The sequence below is a fragment of the Mesorhizobium sp. CO1-1-7 genome (assembly GCF_020164885.1).
GTDB classification, from domain to species: domain Bacteria; phylum Pseudomonadota; class Alphaproteobacteria; order Rhizobiales; family Rhizobiaceae; genus Mesorhizobium; species Mesorhizobium australicum.
The window spans coordinates 419,972-445,423 of the sequence record NZ_JAIUHA010000002.1 but is presented as its reverse complement, the minus strand read 5'-3'; the positions used below and the strand labels follow the sequence as shown (position 1 = coordinate 445,423).

General features: G+C 62.7%; 24 protein-coding genes. 20 read left to right on the top strand and 4 right to left on the bottom strand.

Annotated elements, in window-relative coordinates:
- Nucleotides 1–29: 29 nt before the first annotated feature.
- The 18 genes from rpoZ (at nt 30) to LB516_RS28810 (ending at nt 18,245) form a co-directional block, all read left to right on the top strand.
- The gene (rpoZ, locus tag LB516_RS05680; RefSeq protein ID WP_015318581.1) at nt 30–431 is read left to right on the top strand and encodes a DNA-directed RNA polymerase subunit omega; all 402 of its coding nucleotides are present in this window, start codon (nt 30–32) and stop codon (nt 429–431) included.
- A gap of 210 nt (nt 432–641) precedes the next feature.
- A complete protein-coding gene (locus LB516_RS05675) occupies nt 642–2,870 on the top strand; it encodes a RelA/SpoT family protein (RefSeq protein ID WP_224719095.1) in 2,229 nt (742 codons plus the stop codon).
- A 24-nt stretch (nt 2,871–2,894) separates the two neighbouring features.
- Nucleotides 2,895–3,473, top strand: a complete 579-nt coding sequence (pyrE, locus tag LB516_RS05670; protein WP_224719094.1) for an orotate phosphoribosyltransferase — start codon at nt 2,895–2,897, stop codon at nt 3,471–3,473.
- A 13-nt stretch (nt 3,474–3,486) separates the two neighbouring features.
- Nucleotides 3,487–3,867, top strand: coding sequence for a VOC family protein (locus tag LB516_RS05665; RefSeq protein WP_015318578.1), 381 nt, complete (start codon nt 3,487–3,489; stop codon nt 3,865–3,867).
- Nucleotides 3,868–4,158: 291 nt separating this feature from the next.
- Entirely contained in the window at nt 4,159–4,758 is a 600-nt protein-coding gene (locus LB516_RS05660; RefSeq protein WP_015318577.1) for a DUF2062 domain-containing protein, read from the top strand.
- Nucleotides 4,755–5,168: a holo-ACP synthase gene (gene acpS / locus LB516_RS05655; protein WP_015318576.1), complete on the top strand. Its 414-nt coding sequence runs from the start codon at nt 4,755–4,757 to the stop codon at nt 5,166–5,168. Before LB516_RS05660 ends, acpS begins: the two co-directional genes overlap by 4 nt.
- 78 nt (nt 5,169–5,246) lie before the next feature.
- Nucleotides 5,247–5,996, top strand: a complete 750-nt coding sequence (gene lepB, locus LB516_RS05650; protein ID WP_224719093.1) for a signal peptidase I — start codon at nt 5,247–5,249, stop codon at nt 5,994–5,996.
- Nucleotides 5,996–6,712, top strand: a complete 717-nt coding sequence (rnc, locus tag LB516_RS05645; RefSeq protein WP_224719186.1) for a ribonuclease III — start codon at nt 5,996–5,998, stop codon at nt 6,710–6,712. The genes lepB and rnc overlap by 1 nt, the downstream gene beginning before the upstream one ends.
- On the top strand, nt 6,709–7,629 hold the full coding sequence (gene era, locus LB516_RS05640) for a GTPase Era (protein ID WP_015318573.1): 921 nt from the start codon (nt 6,709–6,711) through the stop codon (nt 7,627–7,629). Before rnc ends, era begins: the two co-directional genes overlap by 4 nt.
- Before the next feature lie 741 nt (nt 7,630–8,370).
- Nucleotides 8,371–9,531: a porin gene (locus LB516_RS05635; RefSeq protein ID WP_140618485.1), complete on the top strand. Its 1,161-nt coding sequence runs from the start codon at nt 8,371–8,373 to the stop codon at nt 9,529–9,531.
- A gap of 133 nt (nt 9,532–9,664) precedes the next feature.
- On the top strand, nt 9,665–10,441 hold the full coding sequence (gene recO, locus LB516_RS05630) for a DNA repair protein RecO (RefSeq protein ID WP_224719092.1): 777 nt from the start codon (nt 9,665–9,667) through the stop codon (nt 10,439–10,441).
- On the top strand, nt 10,438–10,956 hold the full coding sequence (locus LB516_RS05625; protein ID WP_140726441.1) for a PaaI family thioesterase: 519 nt from the start codon (nt 10,438–10,440) through the stop codon (nt 10,954–10,956). Before recO ends, LB516_RS05625 begins: the two co-directional genes overlap by 4 nt.
- An 82-nt stretch (nt 10,957–11,038) precedes the next feature.
- On the top strand, nt 11,039–13,786 hold the full coding sequence (locus LB516_RS05620; protein ID WP_224719091.1) for a DUF2339 domain-containing protein: 2,748 nt from the start codon (nt 11,039–11,041) through the stop codon (nt 13,784–13,786).
- A 161-nt stretch (nt 13,787–13,947) separates the two neighbouring features.
- Nucleotides 13,948–14,466 carry an RNA polymerase sigma factor gene (locus LB516_RS05615; RefSeq protein ID WP_140726435.1) on the top strand — a complete coding sequence of 173 codons (519 nt, stop codon included), beginning with the start codon at nt 13,948–13,950 and terminating at the stop codon, nt 14,464–14,466.
- On the top strand, nt 14,463–15,254 hold the full coding sequence (locus LB516_RS05610) for an anti-sigma factor family protein (protein ID WP_140618479.1): 792 nt from the start codon (nt 14,463–14,465) through the stop codon (nt 15,252–15,254). The genes LB516_RS05615 and LB516_RS05610 overlap by 4 nt, the downstream gene beginning before the upstream one ends.
- A gap of 208 nt (nt 15,255–15,462) precedes the next feature.
- Nucleotides 15,463–16,560: a peptidase C39 family protein gene (locus LB516_RS05605; RefSeq protein ID WP_140663080.1), complete on the top strand. Its 1,098-nt coding sequence runs from the start codon at nt 15,463–15,465 to the stop codon at nt 16,558–16,560.
- On the top strand, nt 16,560–18,023 hold the full coding sequence (locus tag LB516_RS05600) for a RimK family protein (protein ID WP_140663078.1): 1,464 nt from the start codon (nt 16,560–16,562) through the stop codon (nt 18,021–18,023). The genes LB516_RS05605 and LB516_RS05600 overlap by 1 nt, the downstream gene beginning before the upstream one ends.
- Nucleotides 18,024–18,140: 117 nt before the next feature.
- Nucleotides 18,141–18,245 (top strand): DUF3303 domain-containing protein, encoded by a 105-nt coding sequence (locus LB516_RS28810; RefSeq protein ID WP_246674063.1) that lies wholly within the window; start codon nt 18,141–18,143, stop codon nt 18,243–18,245.
- 88 nt (nt 18,246–18,333) lie between these two features.
- Here the strand turns inward: LB516_RS28810 and LB516_RS05590 are convergent, their stop codons facing one another.
- A complete protein-coding gene (locus LB516_RS05590) occupies nt 18,334–19,248 on the bottom strand; it encodes a LysR substrate-binding domain-containing protein (RefSeq protein WP_224719090.1) in 915 nt (304 codons plus the stop codon).
- Nucleotides 19,249–19,359: 111 nt separating this feature from the next.
- On the opposite strand from LB516_RS05590, the gene LB516_RS05585 reads away from it, so the two are divergent.
- Nucleotides 19,360–20,250, top strand: a complete 891-nt coding sequence (locus LB516_RS05585) for a fatty acid desaturase family protein (protein WP_224719089.1) — start codon at nt 19,360–19,362, stop codon at nt 20,248–20,250.
- A 15-nt stretch (nt 20,251–20,265) separates the two neighbouring features.
- Here the strand turns inward: LB516_RS05585 and LB516_RS05580 are convergent, their stop codons facing one another.
- The 3 genes from LB516_RS05580 to LB516_RS05570 all read right to left on the bottom strand — a co-directional run bounded on the left by LB516_RS05580 (nt 20,266) and on the right by LB516_RS05570 (nt 23,968).
- On the bottom strand, nt 20,266–22,407 hold the full coding sequence (locus tag LB516_RS05580) for a putative bifunctional diguanylate cyclase/phosphodiesterase (protein WP_224719088.1): 2,142 nt from the start codon (nt 22,405–22,407) through the stop codon (nt 20,266–20,268).
- A gap of 65 nt (nt 22,408–22,472) precedes the next feature.
- On the bottom strand, nt 22,473–23,108 hold the full coding sequence (locus tag LB516_RS05575; protein ID WP_140791796.1) for an HD family hydrolase: 636 nt from the start codon (nt 23,106–23,108) through the stop codon (nt 22,473–22,475).
- Nucleotides 23,108–23,968, bottom strand: a complete 861-nt coding sequence (locus LB516_RS05570) for a YgfZ/GcvT domain-containing protein (RefSeq protein WP_224719087.1) — start codon at nt 23,966–23,968, stop codon at nt 23,108–23,110. The genes LB516_RS05575 and LB516_RS05570 overlap by 1 nt, the downstream gene beginning before the upstream one ends.
- An 82-nt stretch (nt 23,969–24,050) precedes the next feature.
- On the opposite strand from LB516_RS05570, the gene LB516_RS05565 reads away from it, so the two are divergent.
- The gene (locus LB516_RS05565; protein ID WP_263492396.1) at nt 24,051–25,376 is read left to right on the top strand and encodes a dihydroorotase; all 1,326 of its coding nucleotides are present in this window, start codon (nt 24,051–24,053) and stop codon (nt 25,374–25,376) included.
- Nucleotides 25,377–25,452: the final 76 nt, after the last annotated feature.

Here is a 25,452-nt window from a genome sequence, read left to right as displayed (position 1 = left end):
ATTAAATCCAGGCATGAAAGGGGCAGTCCATGGCCCGCGTAACCGTTGAAGATTGCATCGACAAGGTCGACAACCGCTTCGAGCTGGTGCTTCTGGCCGGCCACCGCGCCCGTCAGATCAGCCAGGGCGCGCAGATCACCGTCCCGCGCGACAACGACAAGAACCCCGTCATCGCACTGCGCGAGATCGCCGACGAGACGCTGTCGCCCGATGATCTCAAGGAAGATCTGATCCATTCGCTGCAGAAGCATGTCGAGGTCGACGAGCCCGAAGCCGATGGCGAAGTGATCGCCGATCAGACCGGCGGCGCTGTTGCGGCCGCCGAAGCCGACGACGCCGAGGAGAACGTCACCTTCGACCGGATGACCGAGGAAGATCTCCTGGCTGGCATCGAAGGCCTGGTGCCCCCGGAAAAGAGCGACGACTACTAAGCCCTCCGTTCCGGCGGTCGCTGGAACAATCTTCCGGCACTTCCGTCCCGGCGGTTTCGTGGCTATCTAGTACCAACTGTCGCAAATACCAGATGCAGCTTTGGCGCACTTGGCATAATGCGTGAATCTGGTATTTGCGACAGTTGGTACCGGCATGCGCCGTACAACAGTGCGGCGCATGATTCATTTCATCGCCGAGAGATTTAGCCCATGATGCGTCAGTATGAGCTTGTCGAGCGCGTCCAGCGCTACAAGCCTGACGTCAACGAGGCGTTGCTCAACAAGGCGTATGTCTACGCCATGCAGAAGCATGGTCACCAGAAGCGCGCTTCCGGCGATCCCTATTTCTCGCATCCGCTCGAAGTCGCCGCCATCCTCACCGAGATGCACATGGACGAGGCGACCATCGCCGTCGCCCTGCTGCACGACACCATTGAGGACACGACGGCGACGCGGGCCGAGATCGACGATCTGTTCGGCCCCGAAATGGGCAAGCTGGTCGAGGGCCTGACCAAGCTCAAGAAGCTCGACCTCGTCTCGAAGAAAGCCGAGCAGGCGGAGAACCTGCGCAAGCTTTTGCTGGCGATCTCGGAAGATGTTCGCGTGCTGCTGGTCAAGCTCGCCGACCGTTTGCACAACATGCGCACCCTTGATCACATGCCCGAGGCCAAACGCCTGCGCATCGCCGAGGAGACGATGGATATCTACGCGCCACTGGCCGGGCGCATGGGCATGCAAGGCATGCGCGAGGAGCTGGAAGAGATCGCCTTCCGCTTCATCAATCCGGAAGCCCACCGGGCCGTCACCGCCCGGCTCGCCGAGATATTCGAACGCAACAAGGGCGTGCTGACCGACATTGAAAAGGCGCTGTCGGCACTGTTTGAAAAGCACGCCATCAACGCTGGCGTGAAGAGCCGGCAGAAGAAGCCATGGTCGGTATTCCGCAAGATGGAGGCCAAGGCGCTGTCCTTCGAGCAACTGTCCGACATTTTCGGCTTCCGTGTTGTCGTTGACAGCGTCGAGGACTGCTATCGCGCGCTGGGTGCCATCCACACCACTTGGTCGATGGTGCCCGGCCGTTTCAAGGATTACATCTCGACCCCGAAGCAGAACGACTACCGTTCGATCCACACCACCATCGTCGGCCCTTCGCGCCAGCGCGTCGAACTGCAGATCCGCACCCGCGAGATGAACAAGATCGCCGAATACGGCGTCGCCGCCCATTCGATCTACAAGGACACAGGCGGCAAGACGAACGGCGCCGGCCATGCGATCTCGAAGGAGACCAACGCCTACGCTTGGCTGCGCCGTACCATCGAGCAGTTGGCCGAGGGCGACAATCCCGAGGATTTTCTGGAGAACACCAAGCTGGAGCTGTTCCAGGACCAGGTGTTCTGCTTCACGCCGAAAGGCATGCTGATTGCCCTGCCGCGCGGCGCCACGCCGATCGATTTCGCCTATGCGGTTCACACCGATGTCGGCGACACCTGCGTCGGCGCCAAGGTCAATGGCCGCATCATGCCGCTGATGACGGAACTGAAGAATGGCGACGAGGTCGAGATCATCCGCTCCAAGGCGCAGGTGCCGCCAGCCGCATGGGAATCGGTCGTCGTCACCGGCAAGGCGCGCGCCGCCATCCGCCGCGCCACCAAGAATGCGATCCGCAAGCAGTATTCTGGCCTTGGCGCGCGTATCCTGGAGCGTGCCTTCGAACGAGCCGGCAAGACCTTCACCAGGGAAAACCTGAAGCCCGTGCTGCACAGGTTGGCACGCAAGGACATCGAGGATGTGCTGGCATCCGTGGGCCGCGGCGAACTGGCCTCAACCGATGTCATGAAGGCGGTGTTCCCCGACTACAAGGACGAGCGCGTCACGCCGGCAGCGCCCAAGCAGCGCGAGGAGGGCTGGTCGAAGATCCGCAACGCCGCAGGCATGCTGTTCCAGATACCTGGCCGGGCCGCGCGCAAGGACAAGGACCAGCCAGGCGCCGGCGCCGTGCCGATCCGCGGCGTGCGCGGCGACCTGCCGGTGCGCTTCGCGCCGGAAGGCGCGGTCCCTGGCGATCGTATCGTCGGCATCGTCCAGCCGGGCACCGGCATCACCATCTACCCGATCCAGTCTCCGGCGCTGCAGGCCTTCGACGATCAGCCGGAGCGCTGGATTGACGTGCGCTGGGACATCGACGAGCGCACCAAGGAACGGTTCCCCGCGCGCGTCTCGGTCACCGCCATCAACGCGCCGGGTTCGCTTGCCGATATCGCCCAGGTCGTTGCCTCCAATGACGCCAACATCCATACGCTGTCGATGGTGCGCACCGCGCCCGATTTCACCGAAATGCTGATCGACCTCGAAGTCTGGGACCTGAAGCATCTCAACCGGCTGCTGTCGCAGCTCAAGGACAATTCGAGCGTCAGCGATGCGCGGCGCGTCAATGGCTAGCGATAGCCGACCATGGGGGACGAGATGAATACCGACGAAGTGCTGGACATATTCCGTGAGGCTGGCGCTGTTCTGGAGGGTCATTTTATCCTGACATCGGGCCTGCGCAGTCCAGTTTTCCTGCAGAAGGCACGCGTCTTCATGCATGCCGACAAGACCGAGCGGCTGTGCAAGGCGCTGGCCAAGAAGATCCGCGCCGCCGTGCCAGGCAAGATCGACTATGTCGTCGGGCCGGCGATCGGCGGCCTGATCCCGGCATACGAAACCTCGCGCCACCTTGCCGTGCCGGCGATCTGGGTGGAGCGGGAAGGAGGCGAGTTCCGCCTGCGCCGCTTCGAGATCGATCGAGGCGCCCGCGTCGTCATCGTCGAGGACATCGTCACCACCGGTCTGTCGATCCGCGAAACCATCGATTGCCTGCGCGACGTCGGCGCAGAGGTGGTCGCGGCCGCCTGCATAATCGACCGTTCGGCCGGCAAGACCCATGTCGGCGTGCCGTTGATCGCGCTTGCCGAATATGAAGTTCCAGCCTACCCGCCGGACAGGTTGCCGCCGGAGCTTGCCGCCATCCCGGCCATCAAGCCGGGCAGCCGCAACATCTGACGAGGAGGTCGAAATGATCGCCGGCATCGACCATTTCGTGCTGACGGTCCGCTCGGTTGAAGCGACCTGCGACTTCTACCGGCGCGTGCTTGGCATGCGGCGCCTGGATCAGCCGAACCGGCCGACAGCGCTTCTGTTCGGTTCGCAGAAGATCAACCTGCACGAAGTCGGCCGCACTTTCGAGCCAAAGGCGAGGACGCCGACGCCGGGTTCTGGCGATTTCTGCCTCGTGTCGGCGGTGCCTCTCGCCGAAATCCAGGCCGGCCTCGCGGCCGACGGCGTTGCCATCGAAGTCGGTCCGGTTGAGCGCATCGGCGCGCGAGGACCTATGATGTCGGTCTATTTCCGCGATCCCGACGACAATCTGGTCGAGGTCAGCGAATATCTGAAGTAGGCACCGCGCCGGCCGGAACCCCTGGCCGCATATCGGTCATCCGGCTGCGACAATTAGCCGAAACCACTTCTCAAATTCGCCGCGATTGTCCGATGTGGAGAAGATGGATCTGACCAAAAATCTGGCGCTGCGGACGCTGAGCGTACGGCCTTCGGTTGTTGTTGGGCCTGCGGATGGCTATATCAAAGTCGCGATTGCCTTCTGGCGACCGTAAAGCGCAAGATGTGGCGGTCGAAGCCTGGCTGGAAACAGCCGGCGTGTAAGCTGTGAACTGTCGGGAATAGGAAGAGAGTGCTTTTTCGTCGCCGCAAGCCTGATGGCCTTTTCGAGCGGGTGCGTACCTATCTGTGGCCGCGCCGTTCGTTTTCGCGCTCGCTTCAATATTTCTCCAAGCGCATTCTGCGGCTGAAGGCCACCCCGCATGCGGTGGCGGCCGGCGTCGCCGCGGGTGTCTTTGCTTCGTTCTTCCCCGTCGGTTTCCACTTCATCATTGCCGCCGTTCTGTGTTGGGTGATCGCCGGCAATCTGGTGGCCGCCGCTCTGGGAGCCGTATTCTTCGGCAATCCGCTGACTTTTCCGCTCTTGTGGGGCGCATCCTGGGAAACCGGCAAGCTCATCCTGCACGATCGCCTGCCGACACACGGTCCGCCGGCGCATCTGGGCGAGATGCTGCACACGCTGTCCTTCGCCAAACTATGGCATCCCGTCCTGGAGCCGATGCTGATCGGCGCGGTGCCGCTCGGGCTGGTGTTCGGCCTGGTGTTCTACGGCATCACGCGCTGGGGCATGAATGTCTTCCGCGAACAGCGGCGCAAGCGGCTGGCCGAGCGCGCGAGACGCCGTGAGCATTCGCCTCATCCCGGCGGAAGCGTCGGTTCCGCCGCCCAATGATCATCGGCATCGGCAGCGACCTGATCGACATCACACGCATCGAGAAATCGCTGGAGCGTCACGGCCAGCGCTTCATCCAGAGGATCTACACCGAGGTGGAACAGGCGCGTTCGGAGAACCGGCGCGCCCGCGCAGCTTCCTACGCCAAGCGCTTTGCCGCCAAGGAGGCGTGCGCCAAGGCACTGGGCACTGGTCTGGCACAAGGGGTCTTCTGGCGTGACATGGGTGTCGTCAACCTGCCCAGCGGTGCGCCGACGATGGCGCTGACCGGCGGGGCGCTGGCGCGGCTGGAAAAGATCCTGCCTCAAGGTCATCGGGCGGCGATCCACCTCACCATCACGGATGATTTCCCGCTCGCTCAAGCCTTTGTGATCATAGAGGCGTTACCGGTCGAAGAAGCGCCACATTGATTGCATCTGACGACCGGCATGGACGTTGCCCAGCGCGCGCCGAGACTCTATACCATCCAACGCACAATCGAGGACGACATGAGCGTGGCTGAAAAATCTCAGAAGAAATCCGGCGGGCTTGGCGAAACCGTCAGCGTCATCGTCCAGGCGCTTTTGCTCGCCCTGGTCATTCGCACGCTGCTGTTCCAACCGTTCTCGATCCCGTCGGGCTCGATGCGGCCGACGCTTCTGGAAGGCGACTATCTGTTCGTCACCAAATGGTCCTACGGCTATTCACGCTATTCGCTGCCTTTTGGACCGGACATTTTCTCGGGCCGCATCTGGGGCTCCGAGCCCAAGCGTGGCGACGTGGTGGTGTTCAAGTTCCCGCCTGATCCGTCCGTCGACTATATCAAGCGCGTCATCGGCCTGCCCGGCGACAAGATCCAGATGAAGGATGGCCAAGTCTTCATCAATGGCATTGGCGTGCCGCGCGTCAAGACCGGCCAGATCGACAATCCCGACATCACGGAAAAGGATTATCCGATCGACGTCTATCGCGAGACGCTGCCCGATGGTGTCAGCTATGACACGCTCGACCTGTCGCCGAACTCGATTGGCGACAACACCCGCGAATTCGACGTGCCCCCCGGCCACTATTTCATGATGGGCGACAACAGGGACAATTCCGCCGACAGCCGTTTCACCGTCGGTTATGTTCCGGCCGAGAACCTGGTCGGCCGCGCCAACCTTGTCTTCTTCTCGATCGCCGGCAAGGCTAGCCCGCTCGAAATCTGGAAGTGGCCGTCGCTGATGCGCGCTTCGCGCCTGTTCCACTTCGTCAACTGATGGCCTTGAAGCGCCCGACAGGCGAGACTCTGGCCGGTTTGGTGATGGCCAGGACCGGCCATGTTTTCAGGGACATCCGCTTACTTGAGACCGCCTTGACGCATTCCAGCGCGGTCAAGGCGGCAAGCAACAATCAGCGTCTTGAATTCCTTGGCGACCGCGTGCTTGGTCTTGTCGTCGCCGATATGCTTTTCGAGAAATTCCCCGATGCATCGGAAGGTGAAATCGCGCCCCGTTTCAATGCGCTGGTCGATGCAAAGACATGCTCGGAAGTCGGCATCGAGATGCAGCTGGAGAATCTGGTTCGAGCCGACGCCGCCTTGAAGGCGCGATCGCGCGGCTCTGGCGGAAATTATCTGGCTGATGCCGTCGAAGCGCTAATCGCGGCAGTTTATATCGATGGCGGTATCGACGCCGCGCGGCGGTTCGTTCTGCGTTATTGGGAGCCACGTTCGAGCACGGTTGTGACGAAGCCACTTAATCCGAAATCCGATTTGCAGGAATGGATTGCCAAGACGAGTGACGCGCGCCCCGAATATGTGATCGAAAAACGCGAAGGGCCCGACCATCAGCCGGTCTTCACTATTTCTTTGCAGGTTAGCGGCTTTGCACCTTCCATCGGTACCGGCGGCTCCCGCAGGGCGGCCGAAGAAGCGGCGGCTTCGGCATTTCTCGTGCGCGAAGGCGTGTGGGCCAATAAAGGGAGCGCGGCATGACCGCCGAAGACACCGCAGCCGCTCCCGTCACGCACTCCGGCTTCGTCGCGCTGATCGGCGCACCTAACGCGGGCAAGTCGACACTGGTCAACCAGCTGGTCGGCGCCAAGGTCTCGATCGTCACCCATAAGGTGCAGACGACGCGCGCCATCGTGCGCGGCATCGCCACGCACGACAACGCGCAGATCGTCTTTGTCGACACACCGGGCATCTTCAAGCCCAAGCGGCGGCTCGACACCGCGATGGTGACCACCGCCTGGGGAGGCGCCAAGGACGCCGACATCGTGCTGCTGCTGATCGACGCCGAGCGCGGCATCAGGGGCGATGCTGATGCCATCCTCGAACGGCTGAAGGACGTGCGCCAACCGATGGTGCTGATTCTCAACAAGGTCGATCGGGTCAAGCACGAGGCGTTGCTGGCCCTGTCTGCCGCAGCGAACGAGAAAGTGCCGTTCCAGCGCACCTTCATGGTCTCCGCGCTGACCGGTTCCGGCTGCAAGGACCTCCTCGACTATCTGGCGCAGGCGCTGCCGGCCGGCCCCTGGTATTATCCGGAGGACCAGATTTCGGACCTGCCGATGCGCCAATTGGCGGCCGAGATCACCCGCGAAAAACTCTATCTCAGGCTGCATCAGGAACTGCCCTATTCCTCGCACATCGAAACTGAGAAATGGGAAGAGAAAAAGGACGGCTCGGTGCGCATCGACCAGACCATCTTTGTCGAGCGCGACAGCCAGAAGAAGATCGTGCTCGGCCACAAGGGCGAGACCATCCGCGCCATCGGGCAGGCCGCGCGGATGGAAATATCAGGCATACTGGAACAGAAGGTGCACCTGTTCCTGTTCGTGAAAGTGCGCGAGAACTGGGGCGATGATCCCGAGCGCTACCGCGAGATGGGGCTGGAGTTCCCCCGCTAAGGCCGAAAAATCCTGGCGCGTCATCGCGCGGTGCTGGCCGACCACAAGCATTGGGCGTGAGGCTAATGCATGTCGCCCGGAAGCGTCCTCGGTTCCGGGACAACGACAAAAACAGAAGCTTACAGCAGGTCGGCGAATCCGATTCGCGGCGACGTGCTGTAGAGCACGTCGCGGTTTACGCGAACCGCTCCCGGGTGCTGGGAAGCAGACTAAGGCGAAGCGCGGGCTCCACCATGCGGCCCGCGATTGGCGCGAGACCAACTCAGATCCTTGGCAAGCCGCCAACGAAGCGGCGACGCGCTCTGAGGCCGGCTTTCCGCGCCGTGATCTGGAGCCGCTGCTGGTGTTGTTTTCGCGCCGACAGCGATACGAGGACAGAAATCACAAATTTCTCGAGTTATTTTAGATTTAGAGTTTTAAAAGACCGCAATCCATAGACTAAACTGGTCTATGCAGAAGGATACACTTATTTGTTACAAAAATATGACGATGTTCCATTTGTGCCATTTTAAATTCAAGCCAGATCTCATTAGTGTTATTTGTGCAACACGTATTTAATCTGTAGCGAGAATCCAGCGCATTTATGGAATTGTCATTGAAGGTGGACGATTGGTGGGTATGTTCGCCGCGAAAAGGGGACGCGGTGCGGGCCTTTTTCATTGTGGGGGTGAGGCGGGAAAACATATCCGCCAGCCACAATTCAGAAGCCATTTTTTCAAACTTGACTGGAGAGGTCAGAAAATGAACATCAAGAGCCTCCTTCTCGGCTCAGCCGCGGCTTTGATCGCGGTGTCCGGCGCGCGCGCCGCGGACGCGGTTGTCGTCGCCGAACCGGAACCAGCCGAATACGTCAAGATCTGCGACGTCTACGGCGCCGGCTACTTCTACATCCCGGGCACCGAGACCTGCCTGCGCATCGGCGGCTATCTCCGCTATGACATCGGCGTCGGCGATTCCGGCACGCTGGATGGCGTCAACAACGTTGGCGATCACATGGACGGCGGAAACCACGACACCTACTACAAGAACATGCGCTTCACGCTGAGGACGTATACCGGCCAGGAAACCGAACTCGGCACGTTGAAGACCTTCACCGAGACCCGCTTCCAGTTCGGCAACTCCTCGGGCGACTATGATGGAAGCTCCTCGACCTCCTGGCAGGCCGGCAACAAAACCACCAGCCTCAACTTCGCCTGGATACAGCTCGGTGGCCTGCGCGTCGGTAAGGATGAAACTGCATACGACCAGTTCATCGGTTACGCGGGCAACGTCATCCAGGACACGATCATCCCGTACGGCGTCAAGGACACCAATGTCGTCCAGTACTATTTCGACGCTGGCAGCGGCTTCACGGGCGTGGTCTCGCTCGAAGAAGGCACGGGCGTCAACACCATCGACAGCTATGTTCCGCATGTCGTCGGCGGCTTGAAGTACAAGGGCGACTGGGGCGCGATCACCGGTGTTGTCGCCTATGACAGCAACTACGAGGAAGTGGCCGGCAAGGTTCGCCTGGATGTCAACGTCAGCAAGGAACTGTCGCTGTTCATCATGGGCGGCTACGGCACCGACGACAACCTCACAGACGACGCCCACAATGCCATCGACGTACATGGCCGCAGCCAGTACAAGCCGTGGGGCGGCAACTGGGCCGTCTGGGGCGGCGGTACCTACAAGTTCAACGAGAAGACCTCGTTCAACGTCCAGGCTTCGGCTGACGACGACAAGAACTATGCTCTCGCCGCGAACGTCGCATACACCATCGTCCCGGGCTTCACGGTCACGACCGAAGTCGACTGGGATCACTACGGCAATTTCGGCAATCCATCCATCTACGGCAACTGGTCCAAGGCCGACAAGAAGGACAGCGTCGGCGGCATCGTCCGCTTCCAGCGCAACTTCTAACGGATCGACTGACCTCACCAACCGCCCGCAGCACATTGCTGCGGGCGGCTTTTTTATGCCTCGTTGCGAGAGCCGGCACAGGCGCCAGACCCATACCTTGATTTCGCCACCCGATCGGTGAAAAGCTCCTGATATGGAATGGCGCGACGAGGGAATCATTCTCGGCACCCGCAGGCATGGCGAAACCAGCGCCATTCTCGAGGTGATGACGCGCGCCCATGGCCGCCATCTCGGCCTCGTGCGCGGTGGCCGCTCGCGCAAGCAGCAGCCCGTTCTCCAGCCAGGCAATCGTGTCGATCTCTTGTGGCGCGCGCGCCTTGACGAGCACCTGGGCACTTTCCAGGCCGAAGCCATCGAGATGAACGCCGCCCGGCTGATGGACAGTGCCGTTGCCGTCTACGGCCTTCAGACGATGGCGGCGCATCTGCGCCTGCTGCCCGAGCGCGATGCCCATGGCGGCCTCTACGAGGCGCTTTCGGTGATGATCGTTCATCTCGACGACGCAGATGCCGCCGGCGAATTGGTGGCGCGCTTCGAGCTTCTGATCCTTGATGAACTCGGCTTTGGCCTCGATCTCAGCCAATGCGCCGCCACCGGCACGAGGCAGGATCTGGCCTATGTCTCGCCTAAATCCGGACGCGCGGTGTCGCGCGGGGCCGGCGCTCCGTGGCACGACAAGATGCTGGTGCTGCCCGCCTTCCTGCAGCGCGGCTCCGGCCAGCGCGCCAATCATGCGGCGATCGCGGACGCCTTCCGCCTGACCGGCTTCTTCTTCACCCGTCACGTCTACGAGCCGCGCGGCATCGATCAGCCCGATGCGCGCGCCGGCTTTCTGGCCGCACTGCGCAAGCACCACGCAGCGCAGAAGCCCATCGCCGGAGAGAGCGCGGCCGGAGAAATCAGCCGATGAGCGAAGTCGAACTCTATCCGGGCCGGGTCTCGCCGCTCGGCCTCGGCACCATTCCTCATGCCGACATCCTGAAATACACCGGCCTGGAATTGCTGCAGCGAATCGTCGACGGCAAATACCCGGCACCACCGATCTCCTTCCAGCTCAGCTTCGCGTTGACCGAAGTATCGGAAGGTCGCGCCGTGTTCCGGGGCGTGCCGAACGAACGCCACCTCAACCCGCTGGGAGCCGTTCACGGCGGCTGGGCGGCGACGCTCCTCGATTCGGCGTTGGCGTGCGCGGTGCAGACCCTGCTCGACAAGGGCGAGGCTTACACGACTGCGGAGTTCAAGGTGAACCTGACGCGGCCGATCACGCCCAGGACCGGTGAGGTTGTCTGCGAAGGCAAGGTGGTTCACAAGGGCCGCACGCTTGCCGTTTCGGAAGCGACGCTGAAGGATGCCGGCGGCAAGCTGCTGGCTTTCGGTACCGAGACATGTTCGATATTTCCAGCCGCCAATCTGGCGGCACGTTGAATTTTCAGCCGTTTAGCCGCCGTATTTCAATGTCAGTGAGATGAAGCGTCAGTGAAAACTGGCCTGGTTTGGGGGAACCGCCATGTTTGAGAGCCTGATCGGCCTCGTCGCCATCATTGCCTTGTTCGTCATCATTTCGCGTCAGCAGGGCCGCATCGGTCTGATCGAGCGCGAACTTGGCGCACTGCGCAGCCTCGTGCTTTCGGGCGCGGTATCGCCCACGGTCAAGCCGTCGGAACTGGAGGCGGCGCAGGGCAGGGCCGACACGGCTCCGGTGGCCAGGCCTGCCGACATCGCCCCGGCAGCAACCGGCGAGCCGGCTCCCGCGCTACAGGCCACGGAGGCGGAAATCCCGGCCGGAGGGCCCGGCCCTTGGAGCGCCCCCGAGATCACACCGAAAACGCCAGAGGTCGCGCCGGCCGCGGTCGCCAAAGCCGCTCGCCAGTCCGACGTTGAAACCGCGCTCGGCACGCGTTGGGCGGTCTGGGTCGGCGGCATTGCGCTGGCTCTGGGCGGCTTGTTCCTGATCCGCTACACCATCGAGGCCGGCATTTTCGGACCCGGCGTGCGGCTCACCATGGCGGCGGTGCTCGGGTTGGTGCTGATCGCCGGCGGCGAGTTCATTCGCCGCACCGGCTTCAAGGTACCGGTGCAAGGTATTGCCGGCGCCTATATTCCGGCGATCCTGACCGCGGCCGGCGCCTTCATCCTGTTCGGCACCGTCTATGCCGCCCATGGCATTTACGGCTTTATCGGCCCGGCGCTTGCCTTCACGCTGCTCGGTGCGATCGGCGTTGCGACCATTGCCGCCGCTCTCGTCCATGGCCAGGCGCTGGCCGGCATCGGTCTCGTCGGCGCCATGGTGACGCCGGTGCTGATCGCTTCGCAGGCGCCCAATCCGTGGGCGTTGTTCGGCTATCTCGCCATCGTGCTCGCCGCCACTGGCGTGATCGCCCGCATGCGCGACTGGAAGACGCTGATGGCGGCCGCTTTTTTCGGTACCGGCGTCTGGACCATCCTCTACATGACCGACGCACCGGGCGCGAACTTCTCCGCCATACTGCTCATCGACGCTGTAACGCTGGCTGTGCTTGCCCTTGTCTGGCTGAGCAGCCGTGGCGGCGACACCGGGCTAGCAGGGACTTTCGACTGGCCATCCATCGTGCCTGGACTGTTCGTCGCCTTCTCGGCGCTTGGCCTCTCGGTTGACCCGGTCTTCGCCGCTGCCGGTGATGCTTTGCCGGGCGCGGTGCTGCTTGTCGTGATGATAGCGGTCGCGCTCTACCGCCCACTGGCGCTGCCACTGCTTTATGGCACGGGACTGGTGACGGTGCTGATCTATCTCGGCATCATCCCGCCAACGTCTATCGCTTCCGACTTTTCGGGCGGCGCTTTGGGTGTTGATGGGGTGCCCTTGGCCACCGCTGACGCGCTGAGCTTGCGTATCGGTATTGGTCTCGGTCTTGTTTTCGTCGCCGCTGGTTTGTGGGCCGCGCGCCGCTTCGCCGCCACGGCGCGGATCCGAGCAGCCTCTTGGGCTGCATGGGGTGTCATCGTGCCGCTGGTCGTCCTGCTGGCGCTCTGGTTCACCTTCGGCAATCTCGACCGCGACTTTGTCTATGCCGCCGTCGCGGCCCTGCTGGTCCTGGTCTTCGCCGGCGGCGGCGAGTGGATCGCGCGGGCTGAGGAACCGCCGCTCAAGGGGGGAGCCGCAGTGTCGTTTGTTTTGGGCGGCGCGGCAGTCGCCGGCCTCCTGATGCTGCATATGGCCTTTGATTCCGGTTGGACCACCATCCTGCTTGGTGCCGCCGCGATCGTGCCGGCGCTCGCCACGCGCTGGCGCTCCTATCCTGTGCTCGGCTGGATTTCGGTCGCCGCTGTCATCGCGGTGCTTGGCCGCGCCGCCTTCGATCCGACGATCGTCGGATCCGAATTCCTGGCGACGACGCCGGTCTTCAACTGGTTGCTGCCGGGCTACGGCGTGCCGGCGCTCGCCTTCGGCTTCGCGGCCTGGCAACTCGCCCGCACCACCGATGGCCGTCCACGCCTGGCCATGGAAGCGGCGGCGGCACTGTTTGCGCTGCTGACGCTCGCCATGCTGGTGCGTCACGCAATGCATGGCGGCGTCATCAACAGCGATGCGCCGACGCTCGCCGAACAGGCGATCTACACGCTGATCGCTATCGGTGCCGGCGCCATCCTGATCGCCATCGACAGGCGATCGCCAAGCTCGGTGCTGCGCTATGGTTCGATGGCGGTGGGCGTGCTTTCGGCCGCCTTCATCGTCATCCAGCATTTCCTGGTGCTCAATCCGTTGTTCACGGACGAATCGACCGGCCGGATACCGGTCTTCAACCTCTTGTTCCTCGCCTATCTCCTGCCGGCCGTCGCCGCCGGTGCTCTAGCGCTCTATAGCAGGGGCAAGCGGCCGAAATGGTATTCGGCCATGCTGGCGCTGATGGCGGCGCTGCTTGCCTTCGCCTATGCCACGCTCTCGGTCAGGCGCCTGTTCAAGGGCGAGTTCATCGGCATGTGGAGCGGCCTTGGGCAGTTGGAGACCTATACCTATTCGGCGCTCTGGCTGGTTATCGGCGTGGCGCTGCTCACGGCTGGCGTCTGGCTGAAATCGCAGGTACTGCGCATCGCCTCCGCCGCGCTGATCGCGGTGGCCGTCCTGAAGGTCTTCCTGTTCGACATGTCGGAACTGGAAGGTGTGCTCAGGGCGCTGTCCTTTATCGGGCTCGGTGCCGTTCTGATCGGCATCGGCCTGTTCTACCAGCGGCTGCTGACGCGGGCGGCAAAGGAGAAATTGCCGGCCGGCGAACAATAATAGCCGGAATTCAACGCTGCGCGGGAATAAACCGGCATCCGCCGGCGTTATCTCATTGCTTGGGTGACCGGAGCGGTGGACCGCTTCGCGCTGGCTGCTTGCGCCGTGCCGGGAAGGCGCGTTCTATCGGATCAACAAGGGCGACCTCAGAACCAGCGGTCATGGACGAAAAAAAGGCAGCAATCCTTGGTGAAATACCGCGCCTGCGCCGCTACGCACGCTCGCTTCTGCGCGGCCGTGATGCTGCCGACGACCTCGTTCAGGACTGCCTCGAGCGTGCGCTGTTGCGGCTCGACAACTGGCAGACGGGAGAAAGCCCCAGGAGGTGGCTGTTTACGATCATGCATCATTTGTTCATCGACCAGATGCGCAAGGTGAACCGCCGCGGCGAAGCGGCGATGCTGCCGCTGGAGGCGGGCGAGGCGGTTGCCCAGCCGCCCGAACAGTTGGAGGGCATCGCTTCGCGCGAGATCATCGACGCGTTGCAGGCGATCAGCCCCGATCGCCGCGCGGCCATCGTCATGGTTGCCATAGAAGGCTTTTCCTATGCCGAGGCTGCCAACATTCTGGGTGTTCCCGCCGGCACGCTGATGTCGCGCATCGCGCGGGGGCGTGAGGAATTGCGCGGGCTGCTGGACGACACAGCGCGCCGCCGCGCCATAAGGATCGTCGAGAAATGATCCGCCGCGATTTTTCCGAACGGGACATCCATATGGCGCTCGACGGCGAACTGCCGGCCGATGAGCGCGCCGCCTACGATGCCTGGCTCGACGCCAATCCCGAGATGAAGGCCAGGAGCGCCCGCTTCACCGCCGACCGGGAGGCGTTGCGCTCGGCCTTCGCCGGCGTGCTGGACGAGGTGGTGCCAGTGCGCTTGCGCAAGGTGGTGCTCGGTGAAGCGCCTGTTAAGGCAGCAGTGCGACGCTCACGCTGGTGGCTTGCCGCCGCCGCGGCCGTGCTTCTCGCCACGGGCGGATTTGGCGGCTACTTTGCGGGTATCGGAGGGATCGGGCAGGAGGATCCGGCGGAGGATCAGCTCGCCGAACAAGCGATCGCCGCCCATGTCATTTATGCCGCCGAGAAGCGGCACGCGGTGGAAGTGCCGGCCAGCGACAAGGATCATCTGCAGACCTGGCTGTCCAGTCGGGTCGGCCTGAAACTGGTGGCACCGGACCTGAGCGCGAACGGCTTCCAACTGGTTGGCGGCCGGTTGCTGCCGGCGGGGGAAAGCAAGGCCGCGATGCTGCTCTACGAAGACGATAAGGGCGAGCGCATATCCCTCTTCGTGACGGCGGAATCGACCGAGAATGCCAAGGGCACCTATGCTTCGGCGCAGGACGGTCCGCAGGCCGTCTACTGGCTGGATAAAGGCTATGGCTGTGCCGTCGTTGGTTCGCTGCCGCGCGAGCAGTTGGCGGCCGTGGCCAAGAGCGCGTATGGCCAGCTTCTGGCCGGTCTCTCCAGCTGAGCCGGCTGCGATCTTGCGCGGTCGGCTGGCATGAAAACAGCGATTCCGTTCAAAGCTTGTCAGCTTCCCTGCCGTCGCGGAAAGTGTCACAATTCGGCCCTAATCAAGGAGCGATAGCGCTTGATGAATACCGGCGCTTCGGCCGGTGTTTGCGACGCTTTTCGACCGGGGACGTTGCCGCAACGCAATCGAGGTTTTCTCAAGCCGCATGCCTGCCGAGATCCGCACGGCCCGCGCGTCTGACGTCGATGACCTCGCCGCCATCGAGAAAGCTGTATTCTCGAGCGACCGCATTTCCCGCCGCTCCTTCCGCCTGTTCATCGAGCGCGAGACCGCCGAGACGCTGGTCGCCGAAATCGATGGCCGAGTCGGCGGTTATGCGATCGTGCTGTTTCGCAAGGGCAGTGGGGTAGCACGGCTTTATTCGATCGCCGTCGGACCGTTTTTCGGCGGGCTCGGCATAGGCCGGCAATTGCTGGCCGCGGCCGAAGAGGCAGCCTTCGAACACGACCGCATGATGCTGCGTCTCGAAGTGCGCGAGGACAATGGCCGTGCCATCAGCATCTATGAACAGGCCGGCTACCGCAAGATTGGCCGCGAGCCCGGTTACTACGAGGACGGCGCGACGGCACTGCGTTATGAAAAAACCCTGCGCGGCGACCTTCCGGTCGCCACCAGGGTGCCATTCTATCAGCAGACCTGCGAGTTCACCTGCGGTCCATGCTGCCTGATGATGGCCATGGCCAATTTCGATCGTGGCTTCGTGCCCGACCCGGTAATGGAAATCCGACTCTGGCGCGAGGCGACGACCGTCTTCATGATGTCAGGACCGGGCGGCTGCGAACCATTCGGCCTGGCTGTCTCGGGCTACGAAAGCGGGCTTGCGGCGGAGATTTACGTTTCCTTCTACGGCGCATTGTTCCTGCAGTCGGTGCGTAGCGAGGACAAGCGCCGGGTCATGGAACTGGCACAGGTCGACTTTCGCCGCCGCGCGGAACTTTACGGCATCCCGGTGAATTACCGTCCATTCACCATCGACGATATCAGGGCGGCTCTCGCCGGGGGCAAACTGGTGCTGGTGCTGATCAGCGGCTTCCTGATGTTCGGCAAGAAGGTGCCGCACTGGGTGCTGGCCATCGGCGATGATGGCGATCATATTCTGATCCACGATCCGTGGGTCGAGGATGAAAGGCAGGAAACCATCCTTGATGCCGCCAACATTCCCGTGCCTTACGGCATCTTCATGAACATGGCGCAGTTCGGCCGCGACGGACTGCGTGCCGCCATCACTTTGGGAAAGAGATAATGACCTGGGTCATTCTTACCGGCAGGCAGAGCGATCTCGACCAGGTGGCGACGCCGCACAAGATCATCACCAATCGCGACTATCTCGCGCATCCCTCGCTGTTTCGCGGTCAGCGGCCTAAGGTCATCAACCTGTCGAACAACTACGGCTATCAGAGCCGCGGCTACTATGCCTCGCTGCTGGCGAGTTCGCGCGGCCACAAGGTCATCCCGACCGTGGAGACGATGATCGACCTGTCGGAGCGCAAGCTCTACGAGCACGCCTTGCCGGAACTGGAACTGGCGCTCAACAAATGCCGCAAGGATCTCGGCGGTGTATTTCCGGCGAAGGTCTGCATCTTCTTCGGCATCGGCCCGTCCAAGGTCTGGGACCGTTTCGCCAAGCTGTTGTTCGACTGGTTCCGGGCGCCGGCGCTCGAAGTCCATATCAAGGACAGCGCCGAATGGGCTTCGATCCGCAAGGTCGGCTTCCACCCGCTGGCTCGGATGACGGAGGACGAGGAAAAAAGCTTCATCCAGTGCCTGGAGACCTACACCAACCGCGAGTGGCGCGACACCAAGGGCCGCACGCCGGCGCGCTACACCTTCGCCACGCTGGTCGATCCGCATGAGGAATTGCCGCCTTCGGAAATCTCTTCGCTGCGCTACTGGGCCAAGATCGCCGAAAAGATGGGGGTCGAAATCGAGCCGATCACCAGAAAAGATCTGGCCAAGCTCGCGAATTACGATGCACTGTTCATCCGCGAGACCACCTCGATCTCCAACCATACTTACCGCTTCGCTCGCCGCGCCCAGCAGGAAGGCATGCCGGTCATCGACGACCCGCTGTCCATGATCCGCTGCACCAACAAGGTCTATCTCAACGAACTGATGGCCTACAACAAGGTGCCGGTGCCGCCGACGGTGATGATCGCCGGCACCTCTGACCTCGAACTGGCCGCACAGACGCTGGGTTTTCCCCTAGTGTTGAAGATCCCCGATTCGTCCTTCTCGCGCGGCGTCAAGAAATGCGAGACCCTGGAGGAACTGACGCGGCTCGCGACCGAATGGCTGGAGGATTCCGACCTTCTCATCGCGCAGAAATTCATCCCGACCGAATATGACTGGCGTGTCGGCGTGCTCGGTGGCCAGCCGCTGTTTGCCGTGCACTATCTGATGGCCAAGAAACATTGGCAGATCGTCAACCACAAGGCCAATGGCAAGCCCGACCAGGGCGGCATCAAGACCTTCACGCTGAAGGAGACGCCGGCCCATGTCGTCGAGACCGCCGTCAAGGCGGCGCGCTGCATCGGCGACGGCCTCTACGGCGTCGACCTCAAGGAGACCAAGGACGGCGTCTTCGTCATCGAGGTCAACGACAATCCAAACCTCGATCACGGCTGGGAAGATTCCGGCGAGAAGGACGAGGTCTGGGTGCGGCTGACGCAGTGGTTCCTGGAGCGGCTCGACCGGCCGGGGCGGTAATCATCCGAGGGGAAATATGCAGTTCATCGTCATTGAGGATTTCACCGGCTGCGACCGCAAGGAAATCTACCGCCGGTTCCGCGCGACCGCGGCCGCCTGAAGCCGGAGGAGCTTGTCGTGCATCACAGCTGGATCGCGGCTGACATGAGCCGCTGTTTCCTGCTGGTGGAGACCGATGACGTCACGTCGCTGCAGCGCTGGGTCGTCGAATGGGCTGACTGATCTGGTCGAGTTCGAGATCGTGCCCGTGGCGACCAGCAAGGACATGGTGGCGGCCTTGAGCGGGCACCTCTGACCATCTCCCTCCCGGTCAGCGCAGCGCCGGCGAGCCAACCGCGCGTTGGCATTGGTTGACCAGCCAATCGCGGAACGCGGCCACAACATCGCGGCTTGCGCTTCGCTCTGGAACCGTCAGGCAATAGGGCTGGCGCAATGCAATCGCGCCGCCGGCCGGCCGGACCAGCCTGCCGTCCTCCACGGCTTCGGCACAATAAATCCCTTGCGCCAGCGCCACGCCCAACCCCGAAATGGCGAGGTCGAGGGCCGCGCGCGACGAATTGGCCGAAAGGCCGCGCCGTGCCGCTCGGCCAGGGTGAGCACCCGCGGCCTCGAACCAGTTGGGCCAGGACGGAAACGATGCGCCTGTCGGCCCCCAGTCGGTGTGGATGAGCGGCAGCCCGGCGAGCGGCTCGCCCGCCTTGGTGATGCCGGCAAGCCCCGGCGCGCAGACGGGATAGACGGCGTCCCGGGCGATCTCCTCGGTCGGGTGCTCGCGATAATGCGGGCCATAGGAAAGCCTGATGTCGATCAACTCGCGGTCGAACGACACCGGGTCGTCATCGCCCCGGAGCGATATGTCGGCGGCGCCGTGGCTTGCGACAAAGCCGGCGAGGCGCTGCGAGAGCCAGCCCATGGCCATGGATGGCGGCACCGACACCACCAGGCGCGGGCGGAATGCATCGGCGCCCAGTTCGCGCGAGACGCTGCCGATCTCCTGGAAGGCCACGGTCAGCCGAGGCAGCATTTCCACGCCGGCCTCGGTGAGGACAACGCGGCGGTTGATCCGGTGAAACAGCTTGCGTTCCATCTGCACCTCCACGGTGCGGATAAGCTGGCTGACGGCGGCGGCCGAAACCGAAAGCTCTTCCGCCGCCGCGGTAAAGCTGCCCGTGCGCGCCGCGGCCTCGAAAGCCTGAAGTCCTTTCAGGGATGGGGATGTGGCCATGATCGCTAGATAGGTAAGGTAAGCTTATCTAAATCGCAGAAATCGTCGTTTCTGGAAAGCTTTTTCGTCGACTAGAATGGCTTCATCATTCTTCAGCCTGGATCGAAGCCGATGGACCATCGCGACATTATCGCCTCATTGACACCGGAAGAGCGCAATCGCCTGACGGCCAAGTCCGATGTTGCGGGCCTGTTCCAGCTCTGCACTCACTTGGGTGCGATTATCTTAATTGGATCGCTGATCGCGGCCGAGGTCCCATTCTGGCCGTTGCTGATGCTGCCGCAAGGCATCCTGATCGTGTTCCTGTTCACGCTGCTGCATGAGACGGCGCACCGCACGGCTTTCGAAACACAGTGGCTGAACGACGGCGTGGCGCGGCTGTGCAGCCTGGCCATCGCGCTGCCGGCCGACTGGTTCCGCTACTTCCATTTCGCTCACCACCGGTACACGCAGGATCCCGAAAACGACCCCGAGCTTGCCTTCCCGAAGCCCGAAACCCTGCGGCAGTACATTGTCCACGTCTCTGGGCTTCCGGTATGGTGGGGCCATCTCAAGACACTCTACGCCAATGCGATTGGCGGTAGTCAGGAGAGCTATGTACCGCCGAAAGGCCGACGCAAGGTGCGGGCCGAGGCGCGCGCCATGATTGCCTTCTACGCTGTCCTCATTCTGCTCGCCGTTCATTTCCGTCTCACCGTGCTTTTCTATGTCTGGATCATTCCCGCTCTGCTCGGACAGCCATTCCTGCGCCTCTATCTGCTGGCCGAGCACGGTCGTTGCCCGCTGGTGGCCAACATGCTGGAAAACACCAGGACGACGCTGACCAGCTGGGCGGTGCGCAAGCTCGCCTGGAACATGCCGTTCCATGCCGAGCATCATGCCTATCCCGGCGTTCCGTTTCACCAATTGCCGCGGTTTCATGCGCTGATCGAGCGGCATCTGAAGGTGGTCGAGCCCGGCTATGTCAGCTTCCATGAGAAATACCTGGAAACGCTGCGCTGACTTGTGCTGACGCCATCAGCCGGTCTGGCTGCGTGTCGCACGCGACTTCAGCAGGCGCTGGATGTCGGCCGGCTTCGACGGCACGCCGATCAGATAGCCTTGCGCCTCGACACAGCCATTGTCGCGCAGCATGTCGAGTTGCGCCTCCGTCTCGACGCCTTCGGCCGTGACGACGATGCCAAGCTCGGCACCCAGCCCGATGATGGTCCGAACGATGGCCGCCGTGTCGCGGTTGCCCATGTCGCGAATGAATGATCGGTCGATCTTGATCTTGTCGACCGGAAAACGCCTGAGGTAGCCGAGCGAGGAATAGCCGGTGCCGAAATCGTCCAGGGCGATGCGGATGCCGAGCTCACGCAACTGGCGCAGCGTTTTCAGCACGGCCTTGCTTTCGTCCATCAGCACGGTTTCGGTGATCTCCAGCTCCAGCCGTCCAGCTGGAACGCCGGAAAAAGCCAGTGCCGAGATCACCCCGCGGGCAAACCCGTTGCTTTTGAGCTGCACGGCCGAGACATTGACCGCAATGCGTAGGCCGGGTGGCCAGCTTGCGGCCTCTGCGCAGGCTTTCCTCAGCGCCCACTCGCCGAGTGGCACGATCAGCCCGGTCTCTTCGGCGACCGGAATGAAGTCGTCCGGCGCGACGGTGCCACGCCCTGGCGAATGCCAGCGCATCAACGCTTCCGCGCCGGTGATCTCGCCGGACGTGATGTTCATGATGGGCTGGAAATGGAGATCGAACTCCTGGCGCGGCAGTGCTGCCTCGAGGTCCACTTCAAGCGCCCTGCGGGCCTGCACGACAGCATCCATTCCGGGCTCGAAGAAGCGATACAGGTTTCGTCCTTCGCTCTTCGCCCGGTAGAGCGCCGTATCCGCGTTTTTCAGCAGCGTGTCGGCGTCCCTGCCGTCGTCGGGAAAAACGGCAATGCCCATGCTTATGCCGACATGCATGTCCCGGCTCTTGTCTCTAAATGGTTTTGCGATTGCTTCGACGATGCGCTTTGCCAGTTTTTCGGCATCGCCAATGCCCTTGAAATGGAACTGCATGACGACGAACTCGTCGCCGCCGAAGCGGGCGACGATGTCTGTTTCGTTGCGGACGCAATGCCGCAACCTCTCGGCTACGCTTCTCAGCAGCCAGTCGCCTGCGGGGTGTCCCCAGGTGTCGTTGACCGCCTTGAAGCGGTCGAGATCGAGCGAGAAGATCGCCAACGGCTTCGCTGCCGCGTCCTCCAGCGCAAGATCCAGCCGTTCGCGAAACATCGAGCGGTTGGGCAGTCCGGTCAGCGTGTCGTGATGCGCAAGATGGGTCATGCGCTCTTCGGTCCGGCGGCGCTCGGTCACGTCGTCGAAAGTCACCACCCAGCCGCCGCCGCTCATCGGCCGGCGTGTGACCAGAACCGTCCTGCCGTCGGTCAGATGCCGGTAGGCCGAATGCGTCTTTGCCGCCGCCAGACAGGCTTCGGTTTTGGCGACTTCGCTGTCGACGTCGATCTTCATGTAGATGCCGAGTTCCAGCAATCGTTCGAGCGCGTTGCGGTGCGTCGTTCCAAGCGGGAAGTCCTCCGCAGTGACGTTGTAGAGCTCCAGAAAACGCCTGTTGCGCACAATCATCTTGCCGTCGGCGTCGTACATCAGAAGGCCTTGCGACATGTTGGCGAGTGCCGCGTCGAAACGGCGATGCTGCTCCTTGAGATCCTGCTCGGCGCGCCGCTTTTCGGTGATGTCCTCGTAGATCGAAACCCATCCACCCAGGGCAAGCGGACGGTGCGAGATGTTGATGATGCGGCCGTCAGACAGCGTCTCCTCGTAAGTTGAGGGTTTTGCCTGGTCGATGTAGGGCTTGCGGATGGCGTAGAGTTCTTCGGCGCTTTGCGAGGCAACCCCGATATCGACGCTGTGCCGCAGAATGTCGACGAAGCGAATGCCTGGCCGTACCACTTTGGCGTCGAGGCGGAAAATGTTGATATAATTGCCGTTGCAGATGATCATGCGCTCGTCGGCGTCGAACATGCACAGGCCATGCGACATGTTTTCGACAGCAGCTGAAAAGCGTTCGTTCTGCTCGCGCAGCTCATCTTGCATGCGGCGCTGATGTTCCATGCCTCCGGCCGCCCGTTCCGGGACGACCGAACCACCCTTGACATCCACGACGGGCATGAGGCGCCCCTGCGATGCTTGATCGAACACCACACTGTTGACGCTTCCGGTTAATTTAGCGTTTTCTATCCTAGCGCGGACGTCGGAACGTGATGCCGCGACTTCTCGATCGCCGAAAACCGCTTCAGGAACGCATTCTGCGCTGAGGTCACCGAGCGTGGCGCGAAGTCGAAGCGCTCGGCGGAAAAACCGCGCGGCCGGCCGAAGAACTCGGTCGCCTCGGCGGTCGAAAACCCGGCAAGCAGCGTCGCCTCGAAATAGGCGGCGATCTGGTCGGCGCGCTTGATCTCCTTGCGCAGAATGGCACCCGGTTCCGGCGGCAGCGAGAAGCGCAGATGGATGGCGCGCTGCAGGCGCATTTCGCAGTCCTTGTAGCTGCCGCCCATCACCGACTTGAATGGCGAGATCATGTCGCCGATGACATATTCGGGCGCATCGTGCAGCAGCGCCGCCAATTGGTCGTCGGCCGAAGCCTGGGGCACCAGCTCGTTGAACAGTGCCTCGACCAGCAGTGAATGCTGGGCAACCGAAAAGGCGTGCTCGCCGCTGGTCTGGCCGTTCCAGCGGGCGACGCGGGCAAGCCCATGGGCGATGTCCGAGATCTCGATGTCGAGCGGCGAAGGGTCGAGAAGGTCGAGCCGGCGGCCGGACAGCATACGCTGCCATGCCCGTGGCGGCGCACCGGCGCGGTCTGCCGCCATCAGGCTTCCTCCGCGCCGGCGATTTCCTGCGGATAGCTGAATTTGGCCCAACTGGGGATGATGAGCGTCACCGGTACGTCACCCGCCAGGATCGGCTGGCCGGTATCGAGCGCCGCCTTCACCCTGTCGATACGGGCGATGGCGAGCCCTGTCACGGTAGCACTTGAGCCGAGCGTGCCGACCGGCCGCCCACCGACGGTTAGCTCGGCACCCGCAGCGGGCAGGGGAAGCCCAGCCTGGACAATCAGCACGCGCCGCCGGGCGGTGCCTCGATGCTGCATGCGCGAGACGACCTCCTGGCCGACATAGCAGCCCTTCTTGAAGCCGACACCGCCCATTTCGTCGAGCAGCACGTCATGCGGGAACGCATCGCCAAGTGCATAGTCGGCCCCGCTCTCGGCGACGCCGTGGGCAATGCGAAAGGCCTGCCACGCGCCAATGTCGCCAGCGTCTGCGGCGCCGGCATGGAAGCGCGTGACGCCTTCGTCGCCAAAGCGCCTGTCGGCAAGCGCGGTTGAATCACTTTCTGAGGCGATTGACTCTTTTCCCCAGGCGACAGTGACAAGTGCCTGTCCCGACTTCGCAATCTCGACCTTGGCGCGAAGCTTGTAGAGCATCAGCCGGCGAATGAAATCGTCTGAAATATCGGCACGGCATTCGATGCGGAAGGCGTTTTCGCCTGCCCGTGAGATCAGGAAGTCGAACAGGATCTTGCCTTGCGGCGTCAAAAGCGCGCCCGGCTTTGCCTCGCCATTGCCAAGCGTATCGAGATCGGTGGTCAGGATGTTCTGCAGAAAATGCTCGGCATCTGGGCCGGAGACGGTGATGAGCGCGCGATCTTTCAGCAGGGCAAAGGGCATGGGGCGGATTAAAAGCCTGATCTTGCAAAACGGTTGGCCATTACGTAAGCCGCTGACACTCCCCCCGCAAGAGAGCATCACCATGACCTACGACCTCATCCTGACAGGCGGCACAGTGGTCAATCATGACGGCGAAGGACTGCGCGACATTGGTGTGAGGGGCGGGCGCATCGCCGCGATCGGCGATCTGCGCCAGGCATCGGCTGGCGAGACAATCGACTGCCGGGGCCTGCATATCCTGCCTGGTGTCGTCGACAGCCAGGTGCATTTCCGTGAGCCGGGACTGGAACACAAGGAAGACCTGGAAACGGGTTCGCGGGCCGCGGTGCTGGGCGGTGTCACCGCCGTGTTCGAAATGCCCAACACCAATCCGCTGACCACCAGCGAGGCAACGCTTGCCGACAAGGTCCGGCGCGGCAGCGGCCGCATGCATTGCGATTTTGCTTTCTGGGTTGGCGGTACCCGCGACAACGCCAGGGACGTCGGCGAGCTCGAACGTTTGCCGGGGGCTGCGGGAATAAAGGTCTTCATGGGATCGTCCACCGGTGACCTGCTGGTCGAGGACGATGAAGGCGTCGCCTCGATCCTGAGGAATACCCGCCGTCGCGCCGCTTTTCATTCGGAAGACGAGTTCCGGCTGCGCGAGCGCCTGGACGAGCGCGTCGAGGGCGATCCGTCATCGCATCCGGTCTGGCGTGATGAGATCGCCGCCTTGCGCTGCACCGAGCGGCTGGTGCGCATCGCGCGCGCCGTTCGTGCCCGCATCCATGTCCTGCACATCTCGACCGCCGAGGAGATCCTGTTCCTCGAACAGCACAAGGATGTTGCGACCTGTGAAGCCACGCCGCACCATCTGACGCTGAGCGCCGACGACTATGCGCGGCTTGGCACGCTGATCCAGATGAACCCACCGGTGCGGGACAAACGCCATCGCGACGGCGTCTGGCATGGCATAGCGCAAGGCATCGTCGACGTGCTCGGCTCCGACCACGCGCCGCACACGCTGGCCGAGAAGGCAAAACCCTATCCGGCCTCGCCCTCGGGCATGACCGGCGTGCAGACGCTGGTGCCGATCATGCTCGACCATGTCAACGCCGGCCGGCTAAGCCTGCAGCGCTTCGTCGATCTCTCCAGCCATGGCCCGCAGCGCATCTTCGGCATGGCCAGAAAAGGCCGCATCGCCGCCGGCTATGACGCCGACTTCACCATTGTCGACATGAAGCGGCGCGAGACCATCACCAACGCGCAAGCCGGCTCGAAAGCCGGCTGGACCCCCTATGACGGCAAGCAGGTCACGGGCTGGCCGGTCGGCACGGTCATTCGCGGTCAGCGCATTATGTGGGACGGCGAAATCGCGACGCCAGGCCAGGGGACGGCGGTGGAGTTTTCCGAGGCGCTGCCGGGTTAGCCACCTGTGGCTGTGCGTCACGTCTTTGATTTTTAAGCGTTCCGCATTATGTTCAAGGCATCATGCGGACACATGT